General features: G+C 34.4%; 5 protein-coding genes and 1 pseudogene. 1 reads left to right on the top strand and 5 read right to left on the bottom strand.

What is annotated here, in order from left to right; all coding sequences use genetic code 11:
• The 5 genes from P20311_RS11950 to P20311_RS11930 form a co-directional block, all read right to left on the bottom strand.
• The coding region (locus P20311_RS11950) for a transposase (RefSeq protein ID WP_036985134.1) at window positions 1-183 on the bottom strand (183 nt) is incomplete at its 3' end.
• Between the two features lie 141 nt (window positions 184-324).
• Window positions 325-684, bottom strand: coding sequence for a hypothetical protein (locus P20311_RS11945; protein WP_008113112.1), 360 nt, complete (start codon window positions 682-684; stop codon window positions 325-327).
• Window positions 685-1,028: 344 nt separating this feature from the next.
• Entirely contained in the window at window positions 1,029-1,475 is a 447-nt protein-coding gene (locus tag P20311_RS11940; protein WP_008113109.1) for a hypothetical protein, read from the bottom strand.
• Between the two features lie 455 nt (window positions 1,476-1,930).
• Window positions 1,931-2,581, bottom strand: a complete 651-nt coding sequence (locus P20311_RS11935; RefSeq protein WP_008113107.1) for a hypothetical protein — start codon at window positions 2,579-2,581, stop codon at window positions 1,931-1,933.
• Complete coding sequence (locus P20311_RS11930; protein ID WP_158307807.1) at window positions 2,581-5,679, bottom strand: VPA1269 family protein; 3,099 nt, start codon at window positions 5,677-5,679, stop codon at window positions 2,581-2,583. The genes P20311_RS11935 and P20311_RS11930 overlap by 1 nt, the downstream gene beginning before the upstream one ends.
• A 100-nt stretch (window positions 5,680-5,779) precedes the next feature.
• On the opposite strand from P20311_RS11930, the pseudogene P20311_RS18950 reads away from it, so the two are divergent.
• Window positions 5,780-5,895 (top strand): annotated as a pseudogene (locus tag P20311_RS18950) (IS982 family transposase); the annotation flags it as partial.

The following is a 5,895-nucleotide window of genomic DNA, read 5'->3' as shown; positions in this document are numbered from 1 at the left end:
TGAAGCAGATGGTGTCTGGCCACTCCGCTCTTGCTTTAATTGAGTAACCCACTTACTGACGGTTGATTTACCCACCCCCATCGCTTTGGCTGCTTCTTCTTGAGTATAACTTTGGTCAACTACAAGCTGAGCTGTTTCTAATTTGATTGCCGCAGAATACGTTGCGCGTTTTAATTTCGTCATTTTTTCACCCAAATTTGTATGCTTATTAGCATAACATTTCTTTCTTAATGGGTGGCCAAAATCACTGTACCACTACAATATGAGAGTAAAACGATTGTAAACAGAACAGAATTATACATATCTGTATAATTTAAAAGGATTTTATTTTATTTTACTTTTAAAATCAGTTGGTTCAATACCGAAAATTTCAACAACGCTATTTTCGTTTATTTTTATTTTTTCAACCCTTTCATTAAAACGAGACAAAATATTATTCATATCAGTATTGAGAAATTTCAGAAGGAAGTCTTCTGCTTTAGGGTGTAAAGCCGCTAATATCAAATTTTTATTTTCAAAGGAGTCAGACTTCAGCAATGAAATTAACTGTCCATAACTATCACAGCCATAAACAACATAGGACAACATTTCTTGGCTTTGGCCAAGCGGAATAGATAATTTTTTCGAAAGCCTTTTGGCTTGCCTTTTAACATTGTTAAGCAAGTCTTCATTATTAAGCAACATGTTTTCACCAATACAAAAATACGCAACAAAAAGCCCACGCTCTTTTTGTCGAGTAAATTTTATTGGTACACATTCGCTACGCGAATTTACTATCTATTCAAAGTATATCCATTTCGTTCATCAATCGTGGGAACTGGCCTCTTTGATACGGCCTGACTTCACAAGATTAAACATACAAAGCCATGTCTATTATTACACTAAATTCCACTTTAAGTAATATGATAAACAGTTTTTACTGCATTGATATTATTCATCAAGGTAATACATATCATGGCTAGAAAATTTTTCTCGATTAGACGAACTTTAATACGAGCAGCATCCATAATTAGGAGGATTGAAGCACATTAAGCCTTTTCCATTGGAGCCGTAACAAATAGCCCTCCATTACTTACTATATCTTTAAATACACCTGAAATAGCATAATCAACTAATGCTGCTGTCGCAGCTTCTAGAAATTTAATAAGAACTTCGCCATAGTGATTGTGATATTGATAAGACATTTTTAAATCTGTCGCAAATTTAGATTTGTTGAAAACATACCTTGCGAAATCTTTTCTTTGTTGAAATGGTAAGTACTGACCGTCAATAAAATATAAATATTCGATGCCTTCGTCACCAGCAACACTTACATTTTGCTTAATTAAAATTTTTGAAAACTCGTACTCTTTTAGTATTTCAAATAACATAAAGTGCAGGATTTCCCGATCTTTATTGCTAAAATTCTTATTGCTAAGTAGCTCTTTTTTCAACTCTTCTTTTAATTCACTTTTATAAAAACAATTTACGCTCATTTTGTTACCTTAATATTATTTTTTATGCCATCTCCTATCAATTAACTCCTGACAATCATTTTTACACAACTAACAGATTGAAATCTATACTAAAAAACAAATATTCGAAAATATTATTTGTCTCTGTTTAATTAATAAAAACATAGCTTTCAAGGTAACCAATAAAATTGATACTCTGTTACTAATAACGTTTTGATTAGTTTTTCCAAAAAAGACAGTAAATTGCTTTACAGACTTACTGTACAAACTGAAGACAAGTGTGTCGGAATATATCGATCTCAAGTGGGCTTTGGATTCATTATCGGCTACAACCCCAACAGACCCCAGTAGTTGAGCTAAATACACCAATTGACATACAAGTCCCTTGTCAAATTAACAGGCTCAGAAATAGAGATTTATTGAGCCTGTCTCAAGGGATTTATTAATTCAAAAAAGGCCAGAGCAATAGTACCTAACTACTTTAATAAATCCTTCAGGCCGTTGTACTGACGAGGGTTTAGCAATATAACTCCCGTAGATTTAGAAACCAAACGAACCATTTCATCATCCCCCTGAATTTCAAGCTCTTCGCTAGCATATTCCGGTAAATCAAATAACAAAACTCTTAAGGATTTCTTCTGTTCAGTAGTCAATACCCCTTGCGCTACAACCGTATTAGCATGATCAGATTCAAAACCATGTGATTTTATCGTATCGGTCAACGATACAACTTCTGTCCTTAGCGATTTACCATCAATTTCTTTTTGCACTTTCTCTAATAGATTATTTCGTTGTTCTAATTGGCTGATATACGCCTTCACTCCTATCGGCAATTCTGAAAGCTCATCCTCATCATCTTTGCGATCAACTTTAATCAAAGATTTGTAAAAGCCTATTAGCTCTTTATATTTTTTACTGCTGTCGCTACCATTGCCAAATGCACCTTTTCCTGGCGTCTTGAAATTTTCAACACAATAGTCTCCAATTTCTTCATAAGTAAGCTTCTTATTATTGAGGAGCAAGGCTCGACAGGCTTTAGATACATTTGTTAAACCTTTCTTTAACCTTTTATCTTTAGCCTCTTCGATCATTTTTTCTGCTTCACTGTCTGCAAATAAAAAGTCCATTATTTCTTCTCCTCTATTTTTAATAAATCAGCTTCAAGAGAAGTCAATGATTGTCCTAGTTGCATGAACTTTTCTTCTCCTAAATTTGATAATAGGACTCTTGGATCATCAAATTCATCATCATCAAATGAGCGACCAAGCTCTTTTGTTATGCTTGACAATTTATACAATATTGCCGCCCGTTTAACTTCATCATTGGGCACAAATAGCAAAGGGTTAGTGTTTTTAGATAACGATGCAAACTTAGTGCAAAACTTTTCTAATTGTATCATTGATATTGTACTTTCCTCTCCAATAATCCCTAGAACGGCTGCTTGAGTTGTTCTTTCCATAGCAGCATCAAATACCCCCATTGATTCCCACTTTAAATCATTAGGATCGGTTATTGTGCCAAACTCAATCGGCAGTTGCTTATTTTTTGAGTCTAACTTGGCTACTTCGATAGTTTTCCTCAACATTAAATCCCGTCTTTTTAGTTCTTGAACCCGATGAGCCAAAAGGGCTGTAACTTCATCAGCCTTTTGTGAAAATTTTTCTGAAATTATTTCAGCTCTTTGATAGTCTGAATGATTGAAAGCCTCTTGTGACTTAGTTAAAAAATCAATGCGTTGGCTAACTAATTCCTCAACCTCACTTGCAACTTCATTCAAATAATATATTTGCTCAAGAAGAAACCTGGGGCCTGTTTTCCAATATCTACAGTTACCACACCGAAGCGAACCACCTTCAACGGATGAAATTTCAAATACTTCCATTTGACGAGTGTACTTAATATTTATTCCACCAGTTTCACAATCAAAACTATCACAGACACCCCCTTTCATTACTTTTGGCTTTCCGCCTTTTGTCATGTCAGGACGCGGAAATTTCTCACTTTGCCATTCAGGAACTAAACTAAAAAGATCTATTAAAGTCTCTCCATCTCGTAATCCAAATTCTAAATAAAGCAACTCATTCTCTGTAGCAACTCCGGCTTTCTTCTTGCTTTCTAACAGTAGTTTTCGGTACATCGCTTCTGTTCGTTTATGGTAATACAACGTCATAATCGAAGTGTTATGCCCAACCAAAATCTTAACAATCTCTTTATCAAGACCCCGATCTAGTAAATCAGTTATTCCAAATACTCTAAGCGTATGAACATCAAATAAACAATTTTCACCTTCATCAAAAACGACAATGTGATCAGCATATTGCGGATAAGTTTCTTTATACTGTTTTTCAGCTTCCTTCATTAATAATTTGAATAACGTTCTGACATTATCAGCCTTAGTAGGCAGATATAAGTTAGTTCGACTGGTATCTGCATCAGAAACCCTAGGCATTGATAAATCTCTAAAGAGTGGCGTGAAATATGGGAGATTTACCCAAATCTTAGGATCATACTTACCCGAATCTTCATCAATAACTTTGACAGGCTCAATATCCAATGGAGAGTAGGTATTATTAAATACCCTTTGTTTTTCAAGTATGTTGTAAACATCAACTACATCTTCAATATAGCAATCATATGGCCAAGGAATTGTATATCCGGTATATCCCTTCTTTTGTAGTGAATACCCTTTGGTTTTATTTGTGTTGATATATAAATTTAAACTCTCATTTCCTTGCGCCTGTTCTGAAGAAAACACACCCGTTTGGGTATATTTTTTTGTATGTGTTTCACCATCAGGATATCTAAACCCTGCCAATGGATGAGTATTTTTAATAAACGCTCCCGAAGTAATATCCCAAATTAGTTTGTCCAACAATCCTTCATCCAACCATCTCACTTGATGGAGCCTCAAAGGGAGAATTAATAAAATATGAAGAATGTAAGGGATGTTATATGCAAAAACACTATCTCGAATGCCCGTTTCTTTATTTAGCAATGATAAAGTACTTCTAGGTAAATTATCCTTTGCAAATTGATAGTCATCTTTCTTTAAAATATCCAAAGCCATCTTATGAATAACAGATGGCATAGCGGCTCTAGTAGTTTGGCTATTAACAGGGGTTGCAGGGAAAACCTTTTTGGATTCAGGAAATGGGTTTGTATAAGCTTTATTATCTGATAATCGACTGGCATTAGTGACATGCTCAAACATCTGATGAACTGTTGACCAAATGTTTCGAACAGTTCCATCTCCAGCTTCAACTGCATTCAAATAATCATAAAACGTTTTATCTGAAAATTTAAACAAGGGGTCTTTGAACATAATGACATTAAAATCAACTATTCTACTGATCTCACTTTTGTACTCATCAGAAAGAGATATATACCAATCGACAAAATGATTAATACGATTAATTGTCTTTTTGTTACAGTTAGATGCAGTATAAGTGCTAATTTCATCGAATAATGAATCTGGAATTAATCCTTTTGCCCATCCTAAATTTAATGACTTTCTTTCATTTCCGCTATTTAAAATCCGCCTCATACTCGTCGCGCTAAGATAAGAACGATCAAATTTCTTAAAACCGTCTTGTTCAATCCAACTCGAATCAGTCTCAAGCTCGTCAAAAAGCTCTCTTAAAATTTTATAAGGAAGGTGTTTAGAAGTATTATAATCATTGTCCCTATACTTCCCTCTCATTGTTTCAGAAACGTCCCTAGCTAATGACTCAGGAAAATCGGCCATTGATTGACAAGTTGAAGATAGATATAAAGACGAACAAAAATCCTTCAATGAACGCTTTTGCTGTTTGTCTTTCGTTTCTAACAATTTTGCTCCCATCAAGTCGGATTTCAATTTACAATCTGGCAAATAACTAACGACATCATGAAGCAAGCTTTCTTTTTTAAAACTAAATGGCAGTACTATAATTTTACTGTCAGCAAGTTCGAATAATAGCTCTTTTGTTATCAATGATATTCTTTCAACGGTATTTGAAAATAACGTTCTCGTTTTTTGACCTTTTTCACCTGAACAAAAAAATTCACTCTCAAAAAGTGTAAAATCTTTAACATCTACGCTAGGCTCCAAGTTGAAAACAATCCTTGGTAGCAGCATGAGTAATGGTGTGTCCATAATACTATTAACATCAACAAAACCGTTTACTTTATATTTTTTTATTGTTCTACCGTCAGAAGAAAAATTATATCCAACGCGTTGAGCCAAATAATAAATAACCTGAATCTCGTTTAAGAAAATTGAACTAAATGCCTGTTCCGAGATCCGATCTTTCGACCAAGAACGATTGGATAAACAAGGAACAGGCATGATTAAATTAGTTGAATTGTTTTGCGATGTCGACGATTTTTGCAAAGTATTTATACCTCAATGGGAAAAACAATTACTCGAAGACGGTACCCAAAAACGTCAACGAGCAGGACG

The organism is Pseudoalteromonas sp. BSi20311, assembly GCF_000239875.1.
Lineage (GTDB): Bacteria > Pseudomonadota > Gammaproteobacteria > Enterobacterales > Alteromonadaceae > Pseudoalteromonas.
The sequence above is the reverse complement of the archived record's forward strand: the minus strand, read 5'-3'. Positions and strand labels throughout refer to the sequence as shown.